Annotated in this window: 19 protein-coding genes; 10 read left to right on the forward strand and 9 right to left on the reverse strand. The window is 72.9% G+C overall.

Annotated elements, in window-relative coordinates:
- The first annotated feature begins 17 nt into the window (after nucleotides 1-17).
- The 5 genes from ABD207_RS08905 to ABD207_RS08925 all read left to right on the forward strand — a co-directional run bounded on the left by ABD207_RS08905 (nucleotide 18) and on the right by ABD207_RS08925 (nucleotide 4120).
- The gene (locus ABD207_RS08905) at nucleotides 18-623 is read left to right on the forward strand and encodes a sulfite oxidase-like oxidoreductase (RefSeq protein WP_344011415.1); all 606 of its coding nucleotides are present in this window, start codon (nucleotides 18-20) and stop codon (nucleotides 621-623) included.
- A 73-nt stretch (nucleotides 624-696) separates the two neighbouring features.
- Nucleotides 697-1416 carry a ferredoxin reductase gene (locus ABD207_RS08910; protein ID WP_344011527.1) on the forward strand — a complete coding sequence of 240 codons (720 nt, stop codon included), beginning with the start codon at nucleotides 697-699 and terminating at the stop codon, nucleotides 1414-1416.
- A gap of 185 nt (nucleotides 1417-1601) precedes the next feature.
- Nucleotides 1602-2180 carry an Rv1733c family protein gene (locus ABD207_RS08915; RefSeq protein ID WP_344011417.1) on the forward strand — a complete coding sequence of 193 codons (579 nt, stop codon included), beginning with the start codon at nucleotides 1602-1604 and terminating at the stop codon, nucleotides 2178-2180.
- An 81-nt stretch (nucleotides 2181-2261) separates the two neighbouring features.
- Nucleotides 2262-3230 carry an acetylxylan esterase gene (locus ABD207_RS08920; protein WP_344011419.1) on the forward strand — a complete coding sequence of 323 codons (969 nt, stop codon included), beginning with the start codon at nucleotides 2262-2264 and terminating at the stop codon, nucleotides 3228-3230.
- A 146-nt stretch (nucleotides 3231-3376) separates the two neighbouring features.
- On the forward strand, nucleotides 3377-4120 hold the full coding sequence (locus tag ABD207_RS08925) for a GntR family transcriptional regulator (protein ID WP_344011421.1): 744 nt from the start codon (nucleotides 3377-3379) through the stop codon (nucleotides 4118-4120).
- Nucleotides 4121-4170: 50 nt separating this feature from the next.
- Here ABD207_RS08925 and ABD207_RS08930 read toward each other — a convergent pair whose 3' ends face one another.
- Nucleotides 4171-4902: a class I SAM-dependent methyltransferase gene (locus ABD207_RS08930; protein WP_344011422.1), complete on the reverse strand. Its 732-nt coding sequence runs from the start codon at nucleotides 4900-4902 to the stop codon at nucleotides 4171-4173.
- A 4-nt stretch (nucleotides 4903-4906) separates the two neighbouring features.
- Nucleotides 4907-5470 (reverse strand): PadR family transcriptional regulator, encoded by a 564-nt coding sequence (locus ABD207_RS08935; RefSeq protein ID WP_344011423.1) that lies wholly within the window; start codon nucleotides 5468-5470, stop codon nucleotides 4907-4909.
- Nucleotides 5471-5539: 69 nt separating this feature from the next.
- Here ABD207_RS08935 and ABD207_RS08940 point away from each other — a divergent pair, with 69 nt between their 5' ends.
- Both ABD207_RS08940 and ABD207_RS08945 read left to right on the forward strand, forming a co-directional pair.
- Nucleotides 5540-5938, forward strand: a complete 399-nt coding sequence (locus ABD207_RS08940) for a nuclear transport factor 2 family protein (RefSeq protein ID WP_344011424.1) — start codon at nucleotides 5540-5542, stop codon at nucleotides 5936-5938.
- 100 nt (nucleotides 5939-6038) lie between these two features.
- Nucleotides 6039-7217, forward strand: coding sequence for a D-alanyl-D-alanine carboxypeptidase family protein (locus tag ABD207_RS08945; RefSeq protein WP_344011427.1), 1179 nt, complete (start codon nucleotides 6039-6041; stop codon nucleotides 7215-7217).
- Nucleotides 7218-7256: 39 nt separating this feature from the next.
- Here ABD207_RS08945 and ABD207_RS08950 read toward each other — a convergent pair whose 3' ends face one another.
- From ABD207_RS08950 to ABD207_RS08975, 6 genes are all read right to left on the reverse strand, one after another.
- Nucleotides 7257-8183: a glutaminase gene (locus tag ABD207_RS08950; protein WP_344011428.1), complete on the reverse strand. Its 927-nt coding sequence runs from the start codon at nucleotides 8181-8183 to the stop codon at nucleotides 7257-7259.
- A gap of 101 nt (nucleotides 8184-8284) precedes the next feature.
- Entirely contained in the window at nucleotides 8285-9301 is a 1017-nt protein-coding gene (locus ABD207_RS08955) for an asparaginase (protein WP_344011429.1), read from the reverse strand.
- A complete protein-coding gene (locus ABD207_RS08960; RefSeq protein WP_344011430.1) occupies nucleotides 9301-10035 on the reverse strand; it encodes a FadR/GntR family transcriptional regulator in 735 nt (244 codons plus the stop codon). Before ABD207_RS08960 ends, ABD207_RS08955 begins: the two co-directional genes overlap by 1 nt.
- Nucleotides 10036-10082: 47 nt before the next feature.
- Complete coding sequence (crcB, locus tag ABD207_RS08965) at nucleotides 10083-10460, reverse strand: fluoride efflux transporter CrcB (protein WP_344011431.1); 378 nt, start codon at nucleotides 10458-10460, stop codon at nucleotides 10083-10085.
- Entirely contained in the window at nucleotides 10457-10906 is a 450-nt protein-coding gene (locus ABD207_RS08970) for a fluoride efflux transporter FluC (protein ID WP_344011529.1), read from the reverse strand. Before ABD207_RS08970 ends, crcB begins: the two co-directional genes overlap by 4 nt.
- A 214-nt stretch (nucleotides 10907-11120) precedes the next feature.
- Entirely contained in the window at nucleotides 11121-11429 is a 309-nt protein-coding gene (locus ABD207_RS08975) for an ArsR/SmtB family transcription factor (RefSeq protein ID WP_425580658.1), read from the reverse strand.
- A gap of 180 nt (nucleotides 11430-11609) precedes the next feature.
- Between ABD207_RS08975 and ABD207_RS08980 the strand changes: the two genes are divergently transcribed.
- Nucleotides 11610-12005, forward strand: a complete 396-nt coding sequence (locus ABD207_RS08980; protein ID WP_344011432.1) for a MarR family winged helix-turn-helix transcriptional regulator — start codon at nucleotides 11610-11612, stop codon at nucleotides 12003-12005.
- 21 nt (nucleotides 12006-12026) lie between these two features.
- Here the strand turns inward: ABD207_RS08980 and ABD207_RS08985 are convergent, their stop codons facing one another.
- Nucleotides 12027-12437 (reverse strand): SseB family protein, encoded by a 411-nt coding sequence (locus ABD207_RS08985; protein WP_344011433.1) that lies wholly within the window; start codon nucleotides 12435-12437, stop codon nucleotides 12027-12029.
- 223 nt (nucleotides 12438-12660) lie between these two features.
- Here ABD207_RS08985 and ABD207_RS08990 point away from each other — a divergent pair, with 223 nt between their 5' ends.
- Nucleotides 12661-14106, forward strand: a complete 1446-nt coding sequence (locus tag ABD207_RS08990) for a glyceraldehyde-3-phosphate dehydrogenase (protein WP_344011434.1) — start codon at nucleotides 12661-12663, stop codon at nucleotides 14104-14106.
- A gap of 98 nt (nucleotides 14107-14204) precedes the next feature.
- Complete coding sequence (locus ABD207_RS08995; protein WP_344011435.1) at nucleotides 14205-15173, forward strand: hypothetical protein; 969 nt, start codon at nucleotides 14205-14207, stop codon at nucleotides 15171-15173.
- The last annotated feature ends 104 nt before the right edge of the window (nucleotides 15174-15277 follow it).

Below are 15277 nucleotides of genomic sequence, written 5' to 3' on the forward strand. Positions count from 1 at the left end.
AACGGAACACCGATCACGTGAACATCACCCGAGGCTTCACCGGCCGCCCCCGTGTGGACAATCCCGGTCTGCCGCCCGGCCAGTACGACGCGGGTGACGCCTGGCCCGTGCTGTCCGCCGAGGTCACCCCGGACATCGCGCCCGCAGACTGGACCTTCCGCATCGACGGACTGGTGGCCGAGCCCCGCACCTGGGACTGGGAGCAGGCGCACCAGCTCCCGGCTTCGGCGTACGAGGGCGCCATCCACTGCGTGACGAGCTGGTCGAAGTTCGGTGTGCGGTTCGGCGGGGTGTCCCTGGACGCCTTCCTGGACCAGGTGCGCCCGCTGGAGTCGGCCACCCATGTGGTCGCCTACTCGCACACCGGCTACACCACCAGCCTTCCGCTCGCGGACGTCACCGGCGGGCGGGCCTGGATCGCCTGGGAGTACGACGGCCGGCCGCTGCCCGCGGAGCACGGCGGGCCGGCGCGGCTGCTGGTGCCGCATCTGTACTTCTGGAAGAGCGCCAAGTGGATCGCGGGACTGCGGCTGCTGGACCACGACGAGCCGGGCTTCTGGGAGAGCAACGGCTATCACGAGCGCGGCAATCCGTGGGAGGAGCAGCGGTACTCCGGTGACTGACAGCCTGACCCGGCCGACGGGTACGCCGGAGAAGTTCCGGACGGGACGTTTCGTGCCGCCCGTGCGGTTCGCGGTGCCCGGACGGATCGGGGTGAGCGAGCAGGAAGCCTCGGTGTGGCGGACGGCCACCTTGACCGAGATACGGCGCGAGACGCCGCGGGTGGCCACGTTCCGGTTCGCCGTGCCCGGGTGGCCCGGGCATGTGCCCGGCCAGCATCTGATGCTGCGGCTGACCGCCGGGGACGGCTATGTGGCCCAGCGCCACTACTCCATCGCCTCCGCCCCGGACGACTCCGGGCACATCGAGCTGACCCTGGACCATGTGGACGGCGGCGAGGTCTCGGGCTGGTTCCACACCGTGGCCAGGGTCGGTGACCGGGTCGAACTGCGGGGCCCGCTCAGCGGCTTCTTCGCCTGGCCGGGCGACCGGCCCGCCCTGCTGATCGGGGCGGGGTCCGGTGTGGTGCCCCTGATGTCGATGGTCCGGCACCACCGGGCCCGGGGCCTGTCCCTTCCGCTGCGCATGCTGGTCTCGGCCCGCAGCCCCGAGGACCTCATCTACGCACGGGAGTTGGGCCCGGAGACCACGGCCGTCTTCACCCGGAGCGCGCCCCCGGGCGTGCCGGTGGGCCGGATGACGTCCGCCCACCTCGCGCCGCTGCTCGCCGAGCAGCCGCCCGGCGGGTGGGAGGCCTATGTGTGCGGCTCCAACTCCTTCGCCGAGCACGCCTCGAGGCTGCTGGTCCAAGCCGGGCAGCCCGTGGACCGCATCCGCATCGAGCGCTTCGGCTGACCTTCCGCTCCGCCGGCCTCGTACGCCCGGCCGCGCTCCGCGAGCCTCGTAAGCCCTCCCCCGCTCCGGCCCCGTACGCCTCTCCCTCGCTCGGCGCCGTACGCCCTTCCCGCCTGGGCCCCGTTTCGCCGGCGCGCGTCGGGGCACCCCGCACCGGGGAACGTGCGACGGCGAGGGAGGGCCAGATGCGACCCCCGGTGCGCAACCGGCAGGTATGGAGCAGTCCGCTGCGGCGCCGCTCGGACGTGGTGGAGGCCTGGACGGTACTGGCCGTGGCGGTCCTGCTGTGCGTGGGAGCACCCCTGGCGGGCCTCGCCGCGGGCTGGTGGGCGTACGAGGACACGCGGGCGGCGGTGACGGAGCAGCAGGCCGAGCGGCACCGGGTCCGTGCCGAGGTGGTGGGCGGACCCGCCACGTTCCGTTCGCAGGCCGGCGGGCAGCAGGCATTCCGGGCCACCATGCGCTGGACCGAACCGGGACAGGGACCGCGCACCACCACCGCCCGGGTCGCGCCCGGAGTGCGGGAGGGCGACCGGGTCGCGATCTGGGTGGACGCCCGGGGACGCGCCGTACCGCCGCCCGCCGGCAACGCCTCGGTGTGGCAGCACACCGTCGGCATCGGTGCCTGGGCCGCGGGGGTCACGGCCGCCGCCGTTCTCCTGGTGCAGCGCGCCGTACGGGGCGTCGCGATGCGCCGACGGCTCGCGGAGTGGGAGCGGGACTGGGCGCTCACGGAGCCGCGCTGGACGCGGCGCGAGGCGTGATCGCCTGCCCCCTGGAGGCGCCTCGGACGCCTCACGTACGGTGAGGCCGCCGGACACTTCCTCCTCACAAGGCGGTCCCGTATGGCTCTGTTCGACCTTCCCCTCGACGAACTGCGCGAGTACCGCAGCGCGTCCACGGCCCCCGACGACTTCGACGCCTTCTGGGCCGAGACGCTGGCGGAGGCGCGCGAGTACGACCTGGACGCCCGTTTCGAGCCGGTCGACACGGGTCTGTCCACGGTGGAGGTCTTCGATGTGACGTTCGCCGGCTTCGGCGGCCACCCCGTCAAGGGCTGGCTGACGCTGCCCGCCGGGGCGGACGCCCCGCTGGCGCTGGTGGTGCAGTTCATCGGCTACGGCGGCGGCCGGGGCCTGCCGCACGAGCATCTGCTGTGGGCGTCCACGGGGCGGGCGCACTTCGTGATGGACACCCGCGGGCAGGGCAGCGAGTGGGGCGCGGGAGGCAGCACCGCCGACCCGGTGGGCGGGGCTCCCGCCTACCCCGGCTTCATGACCCGCGGGATCGACGCACCGCAGAACTACTACTACCGCCGGGTGTTCACGGACGCCGTGCGGGCGGTGGAGGCGGCCCGTTCGCACCCGCTGACCGACGCTTCGCGCACGGTGGCGATCGGCAGCAGCCAGGGCGGCGGTATCGCGCTGGCGGTGGGCGCGCTCGTCCCGGATCTGGCGGGCGTGGCGCCGGACGTGCCGTTCCTGTGCGACTTCCCCCGCGCCACGACCCTGACGGACCGTCAACCGTACCGGGAGATCGGCCTCTACCTGCGGACGCACCGGGGACGCACCGAGGAGACGCTGCGCACGCTGTCGTACTTCGACGGTGTGCACTTCGCCGCCCGCGGCCGGGCGCCCGCGCTGTTCTCGACCGCACTGGAGGACGAGACCTGCCCGCCCTCGACGGTGTTCGCGGCCTTCAACGCCTGGGCCCACGAGGACAAGAGGATCGAGGTCTACGAGTTCAACGACCACGAGGGCGGCGGGCCGTACCAGGAGGCGGTGAAGCTGCGCTGGATGCGCGCCTACGCCTGAGCCACCCGCCGGCGGCCGGGAGCTACCAGAGTCCTGTTTCGGCCGAACTGCCCGACCACCCTTCCCTGTTGGTTTAGACCACTGGTAGATGTGGTGGCGCAATGAGCCCGCACGGCTACGGAACGTCACCATACAGGAGGCGCGGCATGGCCCGCTCCACCCCGCACGTCTCAGCGCTCACCGATGGGGAGCCCCTCTATCTGCGGATCGCGAGCAGACTGCTGGGCGAACTGCGCGACGGCACGGTTCCGCCAGGCGAACGGCTACCAGGTGAACGGCAGTTGGCCGAGCACTTCGGGGTCAGCCGGGAGACGGTACGGCAGGCCCTCGAGGTACTGCGCCGCGAGGGCCTGGTCGCCACCGACCGGCGGGGCAGTCACGCCACCCTGCCGGGGCTGCCGGTGGAGACACCGGCCTCGCTCACCTTCCCGGTCGGGGCGCGCAGCGCCGGCCGGGGCGCGATCGCCCGGGCGACCGTGGTGTGGGAGCCTCCGCCGGCCGGCCATGCGGAGCCCCTGGGGCTGGCGCCGGGCCGTCCGACACTGGTGCACCGTTACTGGTCGGCCTCGGCCGACGAACGGGAGGTGCGTACGGCCGTGTCGTCGTTCTCGGCCGTGGCGCTGTCCGAGGTGGAGGAGCTGGCCCGCTACCGGGACCGGGCCGACGGCAGGTCCGCCGCGGAGCTGCGCCGCGCCTACGACTGGATGCGGCGCGCGGGTCTGACCCTGCATCACCGGGACACCATCACGCGGATCGCCGACGCCCCGTCGGTGCGGGTGGTGCGGCGGGTGCACGACCAGTACGACCGCCCGCTGGAGCTCACCGAGCTGATCGTCGACGCCCAGCAGGACGCCCTCGTCTACGAGTTCACCCTGCCGGCGGCGGTCTGAACCCGAAACGCCCGGAGGCCCCGAGTCCTCCTCCAGTCCCTCTCCGGGGTTCAGCGGTCCTGCGGGCGGGTGGCCACGACCAGGCGCACCCTGGGACTGCCGTCCGCCCGCCGGCCGAACTCCGGCAGCGGCTGGAGCCGCACCCGGAAGCCGGCCCCGGACAGTTCCCGGCGGAGGGCGCCGAAGGGCATCGTCCGGTAGTACATGACGAAGGGCGGCCGCCACACGGCGTTGCGCACCCGCATCACCGCGTCGAAGCCGAGCAGCATCCAGTACTCCGGCGAGCCGGGCCGGGCGGGTGCGGCCACCGGGAAGACGAAGCGGCCGCCCGGCCGCAGCACCGAGCGGACCTGGGCGAACAGCCGCGGCCGCTCGCTGGGCAGGAAGTGGCCGAACGCGCCGAAGCTCACCACGAGGTCGAAGGCGGGGCCGAACGGCAGGGCGCGGGCGTCCGCCCGTACCAGGTCGACCGGCGGCCCCGCGCCCCGGACGCGCCGCCGTGCGACCGCGAGCATCCCGGCACTGAAGTCGGCACCGGTGACCCGCTCCCGGCACACGCGTTGCAGCACTCCGATGCCCGCCCCCGTGCCGCAGCACAGGTCGAGGCCGGTGCCGAACGGCCCCATCCGCTGCAGCGCGGACGCGGTGGCGTCCAGCACGGCGTCGGGTGTGCGGAAGGGGGTGGCGTCGAACTTGGGGGCGAGCAGGTCGTAGCCGCGCTGGACGGAGGACAGGGCCTGGACGGCGAGCTCACGCAGGCTGGGGCCTTCGGGGCTGAACATCCCGTCAGCTTAGAGCGGCGCGGCTGCGCAGCACCGAGAGCACCCGCTCGCACCAGCGCAGGTTCTCCTCCTCGAAGGCGATGCCGCCCATCAGCGTGAGGTACGGCCCGATCCGGTCGGCCCGGCGCAGGTACTCCTCCTCGGTGCGCCCGCCCAGCAGGCGCTCCCGCACCCGGGCGTAGCGGTCGAGCTTGGCGCGCGCCCACGTCGCGCGCTCCTCGACGAGGGCCCGGGTCGCCTCGGGGTCGACTCCGTCCATGGCCTGGATCTTGATCATGAGTTCGTCGCGGATGGCGGTGGGCCTTTTCGGCGGTGCCGCGGCGAAGGTCTCCAGGTCCCTGCGGCCGGTCTCGGTGAGGGAGAACATCCGCTTGTCGGGCCGCCGCTCCTGCCGCACCACGCGCGCCTGGACCAGACCGTCCCGCTCCAGCCGTTCCAGCTCGCGGTAGAGCTGCTGCGGGGTGGAGGCCCAGAAGTTGGCGAACGAGACGTCGAAGAGCTTGGACAGCTCGTAGCCCGAGGCCTCGCCCTCCAGCAGAGCGGCGAGGACGGCGTACTTGAGGGACATGTGGACACGGTAGCAGCGGGAGACTATTCTCATCCGCACCTATTCAATTTGTTGACTATGGGAGCCGTGATGAAGGCATTCCGAGAGGCCATCGAGGCACGCGACCTGGACGCCGCCGAGGCGCTGCTGGCCGAGAACGTCGTCTTCACCAGCCCCGTCGTGTTCAAGCCGTACACCGGCAAGGCGATGACCGCGGCGATCCTGCGCGGGGTGGCCCGGGTGTTCGAGGACTTCCGCTACGTCCGGGAGATCAACGACGCCTCGGGCCGCGACCACGCCCTCGTCTTCACCGCCCGCGTGGGCGACCGCACCGTCGAGGGCTGCGACTTCCTCCACCTCGACGAGAACGGCCTCATCGACGAGTTCACCGTGATGGTGCGCCCGCTGTCGGGAGCCCAGGCACTCGCGGAGGCCATGGGCGCCCAGTTCGAACGCATCGCCAACGAGGCACGGGAACGCTCGGCCTGACACCTCCCCGCTCGCGCCGGAGTGTGGCATCCGGGTGCTCGCGGGACGCGTTCGGCCGGGGCAGCGGGCTGTCGCGGGGGGCCGTTTCTACGTTTGCGGTATGACTATCGGACTTGCTTCGCGGGCTGCCGTGTCCACCTCTGTGCTGTGCACGGCGGGCCTGCTGGTACTCGCGCCCGCCGCGGCGAGCACGGCCGCGGACTCCGGGCCGTCTCCGAGCTCCGGCCCGCGGGCCACGAAGGCGGCGCCCGCCAAGCTGCTGTACCGGCGCGGAACGCAGGTGCGCCCGCACCGCAAGGCGCCCGAGCTTCCCGAACTGTCGGCCAAGGCCTGGCTGGTGGCCGACGCCCGCAGCGGTGATGTGCTCGCCGCGCGCAACGCGCACCGCAAGCTGCCGCCCGCCAGCACGCTGAAGACGCTGTTCGCCCTCACCGTGATGCCGTCCCTGCCGGCCGGCATCCGGCACACCGTCAGCGAGAAGGAGCTGCGGGGCATCGGACCGGGCAGCAGCCTGGTCGGCGTCGCCGAGGACCGCACCTATTGGGTGGCCGACCTCTGGAACGGGGTGTTCCTGAACTCCGGCAACGACGCCGTGCACGTGCTGGCCGCGCTCAACGGCGGATGGCAGGTCACCGCCGAGCGGATGGAGGCCAAGGCCCGTGCGCTGGGCGCCCGCGACACCCGCGTGAAGTCGCCGGACGGGTACGACACGCCCGGTCAGGTGTCCTCCGCCTTCGACCTGGCGGTGTTCGGCCGGGCGGGGCTGAAGAACCCCGAATTCGCCCGCTACTGCAAGAAGCGCTTCGCCCTCTTCCCGGCCCGCGACGGCAGCACGTACCCCATCCGCAACACCAACCGGCTGCTCACCGGCGCGGACGACGTGGAGCCCTACAAGGGGCTGATCGGCATCAAGAACGGCTACACCACCCACGCCGGGCACACCCTGGTGGCGGCGGCACGCCGCGACGGGCGCACCCTCGTGGCGACCGTGATGAACCCTCAGGAGGGCGGGGCTCACGCCGTGTACGAGGAGGCCAGAGAGCTGCTGGACTGGGGCTTCGCGGCGGCGGGGCGGGTCGATCCGGTGGGGTCGCTGGACGCGCTGCGCGACAGGCCGCTGACGGGGCCCGAGGTGGAGGCCGGCCCGGCTCGGGCGGGCGCCCTGGACGACGGAGGGCGCGCCGGGGCGGTGTGGGCCATCGCGGCGGCCGCGCTGCTCGGCGGGGCGGTGGTAGGGGTGTCCCTGCGGCTCGCCTGGGGGCCGGTGCCGTCGGACTGACGACGCGACACAAATGATCACATGACCAGAAGGGCGGGGTCAGAACACCGACAGGCCCGTCAGGGTGGTGAAGCGGTCCAGGGCCGCCACCCCGGCCACGGAGTTGCCGCGCTCGTCCAGACCCGGGCTCCACACGCACAGCGTGCACCGGCCGGGGACGACGGCGATGATGCCGCCGCCGACGCCGCTCTTGCCGGGCAGGCCCACCCGGTAGGCGAAGTTTCCGGCCGCGTCGTAGGTGCCGCAGGTCAGCATGATGGCGTTGACCTGCTTGGCCTGGCTGCGGGTGAGCAGCCGGGTGCCGTCGGCGCGGATGCCGTGCCGGGCGAGGAAGGAGGCGGCCAGCGCCAGGTCGGCGCAGGAGGCGGCGACGGAGCACTGCCGGAAGTACTGCTCGAGCAGGACCGGCACCGGGTTGTCGATGTTGCCGTAGGACGCCATGAAGTGGGCCAGGGCGGCGTTCCGGTCCCCGTGCGCGGACTCGGAGGCGGCGACCTCCTCGTCGAAGCCGAGCTGCGGGTTGCCGCTCTCGGCGCGCAGGAAGGCGAGCAGTTCGCCGGCCGCGTCGCCGCTGCGGGTGTGCAGCCGGTCGGTGACGACGAGCGCCCCGGCGTTGATGAACGGGTTCCGCGGGATGCCGTCCTCGTACTCCAGCTGCACCAGGGAGTTGAAGCGGTTGCCGGAGGGCTCGCGGCCCACGTGCTCCCACAGATCGTCGCCTTCTCGGGCCAGGTCCAGGGCGAGGGTGAACACCTTGGTGATGGACTGCGCCGAGAACGGCTCCCGCCAGTCCCCCACCCCGTACACGGTGCCGTCCAGTCCGGCGACGGCCATGCCGAAGCTGCGCGGGTCGCGGGCGGCGAGCGCGGGGATGTAGTCGGCGGGCCGGCCGCGGCCGGGGGTCCGCTCGATCTCCTCGGCGATGCGCTCCAGGACCGGCCCGAAGCTCGTCGACGACAACGTCATGATCGCTGTTCTCCGTTCCGGCCCGCCGGGCCCGGTGACCCTTGGGCGGCATGCGGGGGGGCGTACTCAGACGGGGCTCAGAGGTGGACTCGGACGCGGGCTCAGACGCGGGCGGCTGCCGGTGGGGAGAGCGCGGGCACCGGACGTATGGCGCCGACCGGGCGGCCCCCGCCGAGCAGGGGCTGCCCCGCGAAGGCGGCGAGCGCGTCCGGGTCCACCCCGGCGCGGACCAGCGCGGCGGCGGCGACGGGGACGCGGGCCCGGTCGGCGCCGTCGGCTATCTTCACGGCGACCGCGCGGCCGTCGGGCAGGGCGGCCACCTGCACGCCCTCGAAGCCGTCCTTGGCGAGCAGCCCGGGCACGGCCCGCATCAGCGCGGCCACGTCCCGCCCGGCGCCGGAGGCCATCTCCGGGTGCTGCCGCATCGCGTCGGCGACCCGGGCCTCGGGGGTGCCGGGCGCGGCGGTGGCGATCCGCGCTGCGGCGCGGGCGAGTCCGTGCAGGGAGACGGAGAACAGCGGCGCCCCGCAGCCGTCGACGGTCACCTGGGCGATGCGCTGCCCGGTGAGCTCCTCGACGGTCTCGGCGATCACCTGCTGGAGCGGGTGCGCGGGGTCGAGGTAGTCGTCCAGGGGCCAGCCGTTGAGGACGCAGGTGTGGAGCATGGCCGCGTGCTTGCCGGAGCAGTTCTGGGCGAGCCGGGAGGGCGCCCGGCCCTCGCGGACCCAGGTGTCCCGCACGTCCGCGCCGAACGGCAGGTCCGGCACGTTGCGCAGGTGCCGCTCGGTGAGGCCGGCGGCCGCCAGGATGCGCCGCGTTCCCATGAGGTGGCGTTCCTCGCCGGAGTGGCTGGCGGCGGCGAGGGACAGCAGCTCGCCGTCGAGCGGGAGGCCGGCCCGCACCATCGCCGCGGCCTGCAGCGGCTTGACCGCCGACCGCGGGTGGAAGGCGGCCTCGGGGTCGCCCAGCCGGAACTGCGGCTCGCCGTCGGGGCCGAGGACGACGACGGAGCCGTAGTGGACGCCCTCCACCAGCCCGCCGCGGACGAGGTGGGCGACGGGGGCGTGGAGGGGCTCGCGGACCGGGGGTGCGTCCGCGGGGAGGGTGCTGTGGTGCATCACTGCCTGCTGCTCGTGGGTCGGGACGGCACCGGGCGCGCACGGCGCACGATGTCGGCGAGGGTGCTCTCGACGCGGTCGAGATGGTGGGTCATGGCTCCGGTCGCGTCCTGCTCCGAGCCGGCGATCAGAGCGTGGAGGATGGCCCGGTGCTCGCGGTCGGACTGCTCGCGGCGGCCGCCCAGCTCGTTGAGGAACGCGGACTGCCGGGCCAGCGCGTCCCGCAGCTCCTCGATGACCCGGCGGAACACCGGGTTCTGGGACGCCTCGGCCACGGCCAGGTGGAAGCGGGTGTCCATGGCGACCCAGGCGGTGGTGTCCGTCTCCCGTTCCATGCGTTCCAGCAGGGCGGTGAGGCGGTCCAGGTCGTCCTGGGTGCGGCGCAGGGCGGCGTAGCCGGCGACCGGGATCTCCACATGGCGGCGCACCTCCAGCAGGTGGCCTGCCGAGTAGTCGCCGAAGGTGGGACCGGCCACGGCGTCGGCGACCACGAAGGTGCCCCTGCCGGTGCGGGACACGGTCAGGCCCATGGTCTGCAGTGCCCGCAGCGCCTCCCGCAGCACGGGCCGGGAGACCTCGAGGGTGCGGCAGAGCTCCGCCTCGGAGGGGAGCTTGTCGCCGATGGCGTACTCGCCGCGTTCGATGGCGCCGCGCAGGTGGGCGAGCACCGCCTCCATCGCGCTGACGCGGCGCGGGCCGGGCACCCCACCTGTCTGGCTGTCTGACAGGTTCACGGAAGCGATGGTGCGGTCGCGGGGCCGCCACTGTCAATCGGAGGGGCTCAGGACCAGATCTCCGGCGCCAGTGCCAGGCCGGCGCACGCGGCGCCGACACCGGCCAGCACACTGCCGGCGACGTTCACCGCCGCCCGGCCCCGGGCACCGGTCTCGATCAGCCGCAGGGTCTCCCAGGAGAAGGTCGAGTACGTGGTGAGCGCCCCGCACAGCCCGGTCCCGAGCAGCAGCGCGAGCCGGGAGCCCGCGGCGCCCGCGACCACCGCGCCGGTGAGCAGCCCGAGCACGAGGCTGCCGGCGACGTTCACGGTGAAGGTGCCCCAGGGGAAGCCGGAGGTGTGCCGGGACTGCACGGCACGGTCGGTGAGGTAGCGCAGCGGGGCCCCGATCATGGCACCGGTGACGACGAGCAGCCAGGTCGTCAACGCCCGGCCCCTTTGAGCAGGCCCCGGGTCGCCTGTGCCGCGAGCCACACGGCGGTGAGCGCGGCGAGCGGGGTCGCGACGAGGCAGGTGAGAGCGGTGCGGGCGTGCCCTTCGGCGAGGAGCCGGGCGATGTCCACCGTATAGGTGGAGAAGGTGGTGAAGCCGCCGAGGACGCCGGTGCCGAGGAACGGGCGGAGCAGCGGGTGGCGGGTCCGGCGGGCCTCGGTGAGGAGCACCATCAGGACGCCGATCAGCGCGCATCCCGCGATGTTGACCCCCAGGGTGGTCCAGGGAAATCCGTGGGCCGGCGTCGGCCAGTGCACGGCGGCGGCGTGGCGCGCGGCGGCCCCCGCACCCCCGCCGAGAGCGACGGCGGCCACGGTGCGTGCCCGGGGGGAGCCTGCGGTGCGGGTCGCGCCGGCGGGACGGGCCGGGGCCTTCGACAGGGTCACGGTCGTACGGTCTCCTACTCGCTGGGCGGCCCGGACACACGGGCGCGCGCTGTGGCAAGCAGGGACCGTTGGCGGCGCTCGTGCCGCGGTTCGGGTACGGCGGGCCCCACCGCCGCGCCGCGGGCAACGCGCCCACGGCCGCGGACCAGGGTAGCGCGGCGGACGACGCGACTTTGCGGACGCCCCCTGGGCCTGAGCCGGGCCCCCCCTACCAGCCCTTCTCGAAGTGGCGGGCCACGTCGGCGATGCGCACCTCGTCGCGCCGGTAGTACACGCGGCCGCCGATCGGGGTGGCGCGCAGCAGGCCGATGGCGGTGAGGAGGCGAAGGTGGGTGAGGGCGACCGGGTGGGTGAGCCCGAACCGGGTGGCGACGGCCTCCGCGGTGGCTCCGGTCCCGGCGAGGCCGGGCTCTCGCAGCCACGCCAGGATGTGCATGCGGGTCGTGTCGACGGGGGCCTTGAGCATGTCGTCCACCTCCGCCCGGGCGTCCTTCTCTCCGGGCCCCTCCACTGTCACGCAGCCCCGCCCTCCGCGTCCCGCTTGTCGGGCAGCTTGTCCGGGAGAAGCGCAAAAACTTCCTCGACTCCCCTGGCGGGCAGGCTGGTTGAGGGGTTGAGCAGCCGGCGCCTCCATGGGCCGGGCGGACAGGCCTCGATGCGCGTTCATTCAAAGTAGAACGAGTGTTACCGTTCGAATATGGCAGCGCACACCACCGACATGCGGCTCCAGGAGCGGTGGCGGGAGATCCTCGCGGTCCACGCCCGCACCCTGGGCGAGATCGACCGCGCGCTGCACCCGTACGGGCTGGGCGCCTCGGACTTCGAGGTGCTGGACCTGCTGGTGGCCGCGACGCCCGAGGAGGGCGAGCAGTGCCGGGTGCAGAACCTGGTGGGCCGGGTGCATCTGAGCCAGAGCGCGCTGTCCCGGCTGATCGCCCGGCTGGAGAAGGACGGCCTGGTCACCCGCAGCATGTGCGCGGAGGACCGGCGCGGAGTCTATGTGTCCCTCACGCCGAAGGGGCGCGCGCTGCACGCGGAGGTGCTCCCCCTGCAGCGCGCTGCCCTGGCCCGCGCGCTGGGCGACGGGGCCTGACGGCGTCGGACGCGGATACGGTCAGCCCTGGGGGCGGGCCAGCAGGGTGCGCACTCCCTCCGAGGTGAGGGTCAGACGGTGTTCCGAGCTGCCGTCGATGGTCAGGGACAGGTCGTCGGCCGGCCACTGTGCGGCCAGCGCGCCGAGCGGCACCAGGCGGTAGCGGGAGACGAAGGGCAGCAGCCCGGCCATCTCCAGCTCCGAGGTGAAGACGGGCACCACCTGTGCGCCGCCGGGCTGCTCCAGCACCGGCAGGGCGACCGCGCCGGGGTCGGCGGCCTCGTCGGCGGCGGCGTCGTCGGGCACGGGGATCAGGACGTCACTGTTGGCCAGGGCGTCCAGAGCCGCCGCGTTCTCGGTGTCCTCGGCGAGGGCGTCCAGAGCCTGCTGGGCGGGCGTCGGGGCGTTGTTCTCGGGTGCGGGAGTTTCCATGGTGTTTTCCCAGGTTGCGGCGGTTGTGCGGTTCACCCGGGACATGATCCGCCCCGGGCACGGTGCTGCACGCGTACCCGATCACCCGGGGCGCAATCCTGCTGCTTCCCCGATGAGTCATCGATGAGTCGCAAGCCTGCCCGCCGGCGGAAAGAGCCCCCCGCGGGAGCCCCGCACCCGCATGGCTATCATATGAGCGCCGTCTAGCTCGAAAGATGATCCAGTGACTGTCAACGAAGACTCGTTCACCAATTGGAAGCACCGCGAGGAGATCGCGGAGTCGATGATCCCGATCATCGGGAAGCTGCACCGCGAGCGGGACGTCACCGTCCTGCTGCACAGCCGCTCCTTGGTGAACAAGTCGGTGGTCAGCATCCTCAAGGCCCATCGTTTCGCCCGGCAGATCACCGGCCGGGAGCTCTCGGTCACCGAGACGCTGCCGTTCCTCCAGGCGCTCACCACGCTCGACCTCGGCCCCTCCCAGATCGACATCGGCATGCTCGCCGCGACCTACAAGACGGACGACCGCGGGCTGTCCGTCGAGGCGTTCACCGCCGAGGCCGTCGCCGGCGCCACCGGCGCCAACAAGATCGAGCGCGGCGAGGGCCGCGACGTCGTCCTCTACGGCTTCGGCCGCATCGGCCGGCTCGTCGCCCGGCTGCTCATCGAGAAGGCCGGCTCGGGCAACGGGCTGCGGCTGCGCGCCATCGTGGTCCGCGGCGGCGGCGAGCAGGACATCGTCAAGCGAGCCTCGCTGCTGCGCCGTGACTCCATCCACGGCCAGTTCCAGGGCACCATCACCGTCGACGAGGCGAACAGCACCATCGTCGCCAACGGCAACGAGATCAAGGTGATCTACGCCGACGACCCGAAGAAGGTCGACTACACGGCGTACGGCATCAGGAACGCCATCCTCATCGACAACACCGGCAAGTGGCGCGACCGCGAGGGCCTGTCCCAGCACCTGCGTCCCGGCATCGACAAGGTGGTGCTGACCGCGCCGGGCAAGGGCGACGTCCCCAACATCGTGCACGGCGTCAACCACGACACCATCAAGCCGGACGAGCAGATCCTGTCCTGCGCCTCCTGCACCACCAACGCCATCGTCCCGCCGCTGAAGGCGATGGACGACGAGTTCGGCGTGCTGCGCGGACACGTGGAGACCGTCCACTCGTTCACCAACGACCAGAACCTGCTGGACAACTACCACAAGTCCGAGCGCCGCGGCCGCAGCGCGCCGCTCAACATGGTCATCACCGAGACCGGCGCCGCCTCCGCCGTCGCCAAGGCGCTGCCCGACCTCAAGGCGAGGATCACCGGCAGCTCGATCCGCGTCCCGGTGCCGGACGTCTCGATCGCGATCCTCAACCTGCAGCTGGCCCGCGAGACCGACCGCCAGGAGGTCCTGGACTACCTGCGCGACGTGTCGCTGACCTCGCCGCTGCGCCGCCAGATCGACTTCATCAGCGCCCCCGACGCGGTCTCCAGCGACTTCATCGGCTCCCGCCACGCCTCGATCGTGGACGCCGGTGCGCTGAAGGTCGACGGCGACAACGCCATCCTCTACCTCTGGTACGACAACGAGTTCGGCTACTCCTGCCAGGTCGTCCGGGTCGTGCAGTACGTCTCCGGGGTGGAGTACCCGACCTACCCGGCCCCGGCGCCCTGACGGTGCCGAAGGCGGCACTACCGCCGGTAAGAGGGGCAGATCGGTAACGATCGTCCGCTATGGGTTGCCCGGTCCCGAAGGGTTCCTAGTCTGCGGGCATGCCCCTCTTCAGCAGTCGTACCGCCAAGCGTCCCCGTATCACCCCCGCGCTCGACGACGCCGTGCTGGCGCGCGTTCTGCGGCAGTTGAGCAAACGGGGCGGCGACAGCCGGGCGGTGGACGTGGCCATCGTCTCCACGGTGCTGGAGCAGACCGGCGCCGACTGGGACCGCCGCGACCACCGGGTGTCCGTCCTGGCCGAGGCGACCGCCGACACGGCGATCTCCTCGGCCTGGGTGGACCAGGAGCCGGACAGCGCCGACGCGCTGGTGTTCCACAGCAGGGTCGCCCTGGTGCGGGGACTGCGTGAGCGGCAGCTGCGGGACGTGCGGCAGCTGGTGCAGGACTGCCGCCGGGCGAGCGAGCTGGACCCCGCGGACCCGCTGCCCTGGGTGACACTGCTCGGCGTGGCACGGATCGAGCGGTACGCGCAGCGCGATGTGAACGCCATCTGGCGGGAGGCCACCGCCCGCGACCGCTGGCACCGCGAGGCGTATCTGCAGATGATCTCCTACCTCTCGCCGGAGGAGGGCGGATCGAGCGCGGCTGTCCTGGACTTCCTGGACGTGGTCCGCGAGCACATACCGGCCAACGCTCCGTGCGCCGCCGTCGAACTGACGGCTGCGGTGCGGCAGTACCAGGGCCTGCTGGTCCAGGGCGGGGTGCGGGCCATGACGGCCGGTCAGCTGTGGTCCGGCGGTCGGCCGGCCGCCGCGCTCGACCAGGCCGCCGCGCTGTGGCCCAAGCCGGGCTTCTTCCAGCACGCGGGCGCGCTGGCCGACCTCAACATGCTGGCCTACGCGCTGTGCGCGGCGGGGCGGGCCGCGGACGCGCACCCGGTGTTCCAGGTGCTGCAGGGCACGGTCACCGCGTGGCCCTGGCAGGCCGAGGGGGACCCGGTCCAGGTGTTCGAGCAGTACCGGGACAAGGCGGAACGCGGACGGCAGGGCCGGCTCGGCACGGCCTGACCCCGCTCTGCCGGATCAGGTCCGGTGGCCTGACGGCGCACCCTGCCGTGTCACCACCCACGCAAACGAGCGGCACACCTGGTGCCGCTCGTTTCTCGCAGGTC

The sequence above is a fragment of the Streptomyces thermospinosisporus genome (assembly GCF_039526425.1).
GTDB classification, from domain to species: Bacteria; Actinomycetota; Actinomycetes; order Streptomycetales; family Streptomycetaceae; genus Streptomyces; species Streptomyces thermocarboxydovorans.

Excerpts from the sequence above, each read along its gene's own strand:
- ABD207_RS08945 (WP_344011427.1), top strand. The coding sequence starts at position 6,039 with ATGACTATCGGACTTGCTTCGCGGGCTGCCGTGTCCACCTCTGTGCTG.
- ABD207_RS08940 (WP_344011424.1), top strand. The coding sequence starts at position 5,540 with ATGAAGGCATTCCGAGAGGCCATCGAGGCACGCGACCTGGACGCCGCC.
- ABD207_RS08930 (WP_344011422.1), bottom strand. The coding sequence starts at position 4,902 with ATGTTCAGCCCCGAAGGCCCCAGCCTGCGTGAGCTCGCCGTCCAGGCC.
- ABD207_RS08955 (WP_344011429.1), bottom strand. The coding sequence starts at position 9,301 with ATGCACCACAGCACCCTCCCCGCGGACGCACCCCCGGTCCGCGAGCCC.
- ABD207_RS08925 (WP_344011421.1), top strand. The coding sequence starts at position 3,377 with ATGGCCCGCTCCACCCCGCACGTCTCAGCGCTCACCGATGGGGAGCCC.
- ABD207_RS08920 (WP_344011419.1), top strand. The coding sequence starts at position 2,262 with ATGGCTCTGTTCGACCTTCCCCTCGACGAACTGCGCGAGTACCGCAGC.
- ABD207_RS08935 (WP_344011423.1), bottom strand. The coding sequence starts at position 5,470 with ATGTCCCTCAAGTACGCCGTCCTCGCCGCTCTGCTGGAGGGCGAGGCC.
- ABD207_RS08915 (WP_344011417.1), top strand. The coding sequence starts at position 1,602 with ATGCGACCCCCGGTGCGCAACCGGCAGGTATGGAGCAGTCCGCTGCGG.
- ABD207_RS08950 (WP_344011428.1), bottom strand. The coding sequence starts at position 8,183 with ATGACGTTGTCGTCGACGAGCTTCGGGCCGGTCCTGGAGCGCATCGCC.
- ABD207_RS08980 (WP_344011432.1), top strand. The coding sequence starts at position 11,610 with ATGGCAGCGCACACCACCGACATGCGGCTCCAGGAGCGGTGGCGGGAG.
- ABD207_RS08995 (WP_344011435.1), top strand. The coding sequence starts at position 14,205 with ATGCCCCTCTTCAGCAGTCGTACCGCCAAGCGTCCCCGTATCACCCCC.
- ABD207_RS08985 (WP_344011433.1), bottom strand. The coding sequence starts at position 12,437 with ATGGAAACTCCCGCACCCGAGAACAACGCCCCGACGCCCGCCCAGCAG.